Here is a 1,088-nt window from a genome sequence, read left to right on the forward strand (position 1 = left end):
TAGCGGGCGGCCGGAAGGTGAATGCTAGGCATGATCTAACCCTCGGTCTCTGGCGTCGCGACTGCGAAATTTCGCGAGGGTTTCCGAGAAGGTGATTGCGCTTCGCAGATCTCCAGGCGCGTGGGTGCGGACGTAGTCAGCGCCATTGCCGATCGCGTGAAGTTCCGCCGCAAGGCTCGCTGGACCCAGATCCTTTACAGGAAGGCCAACGGTGGCGCCCAAGAAGGATTTCCGCGACACCGAGACCAATAGCGGAAGCCCCAACGCCGACTTCAGCTTTTGAAGGTTCGACAGCACGTGCAGCGATGTTTCCGGTGCGGGGCTCAAGAAAAATCCCATCCCCGGATCGAGGATGAGCCGGTCGGCAGCGACCCCGCTCCGTCGCAAGGCGGAAACCCGCGCCTCGAAGAACCGCACAATCTCGTCGAGCGCGTCTTCGGGTCGAAGGTGACCGGTGCGGGTGGCGATGCCATCCCGCTGCGCTGAGTGCATAACCACCAGCCTGCAGTCCGCCTCAGCAATATCGGGATAGAGCGCAGGGTCAGGAAATCCTTGGATATCGTTCAGGTAGCCCACGCCGCGCTTGAGCGCATAGCGCTGGGTTTCCGGTTGGAAGCTGTCGATTGAAACACGGTGCATCTGATCGGACAGGGCGTCTAAGAGCGGCGCAATACGTCTGATCTCATCGGCCGGCGATACAGGCCTCGCGTCCGGATGGCTGGCGGCCGGTCCGACATCCACGACGTCTGATCCGACTCGCAGCATTTCGATCGCCGCGGTGACAGCGCCGGCGGGGTCTAGCCGCCGGCTCTCATCGAAGAAGGAGTCCTCGGTGAGATTCAGAATGCCGAACACCGTCACCATGGCGTCGGCCTCCGCAGCGACTTCCACGATGGGGATCGGGCGAGCAAAAAGGCAGCAATTATGAGCCCCATACCTACAAAGCCCCACGCATCAAGCTTTTGCCCATGAAGCAACCAGGCAATGGCTGTAATTATGACGACGCCGAGTCCCGACCAGACTGCATAAGCAACACCGACAGGGATGGATTTCAGAACCAGAGAAAGAAAATAAAATGCGATGCCATA

General features: G+C 59.9%; 2 protein-coding genes. Both read right to left on the bottom strand.

What is annotated here, in order from left to right; all coding sequences use genetic code 11:
• Nucleotides 1-24: 24 nt before the first annotated feature.
• Nucleotides 25-864 carry a sulfonamide-resistant dihydropteroate synthase Sul1 gene (gene sul1, locus PG879_RS20435; protein WP_000259031.1) on the bottom strand — a complete coding sequence of 280 codons (840 nt, stop codon included), beginning with the start codon at nucleotides 862-864 and terminating at the stop codon, nucleotides 25-27.
• A partial coding sequence (locus PG879_RS20440; protein ID WP_086070989.1) for a DMT family transporter occupies nucleotides 858-1,088 on the bottom strand: 231 nt, incomplete at its 5' end. The genes sul1 and PG879_RS20440, both read right to left, overlap by 7 nt.

The organism is Aeromonas sp. QDB63, from assembly GCF_027707425.1.
Classification (GTDB): Bacteria; Pseudomonadota; Gammaproteobacteria; order Enterobacterales; family Aeromonadaceae; genus Aeromonas; species Aeromonas caviae.

Coding starts and splice junctions, on each gene's coding strand:
- sul1 (WP_000259031.1), bottom strand. CDS start 864: ATGGTGACGGTGTTCGGCATTCTGAATCTCACCGAGGACTCCTTCTTC.